The organism is Pseudovibrio denitrificans JCM 12308, from assembly GCF_001310815.1.
Lineage (GTDB): Bacteria > Pseudomonadota > Alphaproteobacteria > Rhizobiales > Stappiaceae > Pseudovibrio > Pseudovibrio denitrificans.
Genome location: NZ_BAZK01000066.1, coordinates 1 through 1577 on the forward strand (window position 1 = coordinate 1; position 1577 = coordinate 1577).

At 42.7% G+C, this 1577-nt stretch carries 2 protein-coding genes; one reads left to right on the forward strand and one right to left on the reverse strand.

The features are described 5' to 3' along the window. Nucleotides 1–551: calcium-binding protein (locus tag JCM12308_RS27415; protein WP_280138435.1), on the forward strand; the 551-nt coding region annotated here is incomplete at its 5' end. 141 nt (nucleotides 552–692) lie between these two features. Here JCM12308_RS27415 and JCM12308_RS28465 read toward each other — a convergent pair. Next, nucleotides 693–830, reverse strand: coding sequence for a hypothetical protein (locus JCM12308_RS28465; protein WP_164845400.1), 138 nt, complete (start codon nucleotides 828–830; stop codon nucleotides 693–695). Nucleotides 831–1577: the final 747 nt, after the last annotated feature.

The following is a 1577-nucleotide window of genomic DNA, read 5'->3' on the forward strand; positions in this document are numbered from 1 at the left end:
CCGTTGACAATGTGACCTTTAGGAATGCCCATGTTGGCGGTAACAGCTCTGATTATGATTTGACCATCGGACTGAAGGTCGGAGATGGATCCATCACGATCCTTGATTATGGCAACGACGGCGCCACATCCAATAAGCACCATATCAATCAGTTTGTGTTCTTTGATGGGACAATCTTGGATACTTCAGAAGTTCAAGGAAAGACCTTAGAACCAACAGATGGTGATGACAAAATCATTGGCTTTAAAATTGATGATGTGCTTTCTGGTGGCTTAGGTAATGACGTAATAACGGGTGATAATGGCAATGACGTCTTCGTTTTTTCTGGGACAGATTTTGGCAATGACATCATCACAGATTTCTCAGCTGGCGCTGCTACAGATGATGTAATCCAAGTCGATTCCGATCTTTTCTCAAATTTTGCTGCTATTCTGTCATCCGCTGATGTTAGTGGAGGCCATACTGTAATCACCATTGATGCCAATACATCAATCACACTAAAAAATGTAACGACAACAGACCTGCATGAGGACGACTTCCAGTTTGTCTAATCTTCGTATTGGCAACAGCCTAGTTTCGCTCACACCAGTTTTTTGTCATTCTATGGCAAAAGCTGTTTGAGTCTGCTCTGCTCGTTGCCATGTAATTTTTAGTGGGAGTATCGGCAAGATAGGTATGCGGATTAACGCTGTTCAGCTTACGAGTTCAATGAGATTGGCCAGCATGGCGTAGTCCTCAACGCCTGCGTTATGGCCTGTGAAGAGTTTATTCTTGCGATTAAGAGCAATCGGGCGATTTACCCGCTCAAAGCGCTTTTGCCCTTCAATCAAGACATCTCCAACTTCTAGCAGACATTTCAGTTCGCTGAACGAGCAGAGTTCGTAGGCCTTGCGATTGGTCTAACCATTTAGCTGGATAATTGAGGACTTTTAGATACTGAAGAGCTATCGACCAGATAGTTGGGTAACGCATTAGTAAATCTGCTTTTCCATCAAACATGTCCGGTGCTACGAAAATAGCAATACCCTCATTCAGATCAACACCATAAACACGATCACAATCAGAAACACAGCCCCTGGAGAGCTCTATGCAAATGACTTCAGGCTCTAAGAAGTTTGCACACACTTTCAGGTTCAACTCGAGGGAAGTCAACAAACTTCCAAACATGCCTTCAAGCTCTCACCTAAAATGGCAGTACAGGCGTAGATCTCTCAAAACTCATATTACCGCGAGCAATATAGAAGGCTTCAAAGTTAAATGTGATAATGCATACTTGCCTATTTATCGTGATATATTTTGCATATCAGACTATTTCTTCTTCATTCCTATAATATTCACTGATTTTATTTCATGCAATGCCGCTTTGCAAAGGTTGAAAAGATTACTCTGTAGAATGCTTACACAAGTTCGGTTCATGTATCACGGCAATGAGCTAAATCTGCGTCTTTTAATCCCTTGAATGGAACGGGATAAATCTACAGCCTCAATCAGTTTCTAATGGTTGGGCTGACTATGTTTTCCAAATTCTCCCGTGATCGTCATCTGGCTGGCCAGGCATCTGGCCGCAAGCTGAAAGC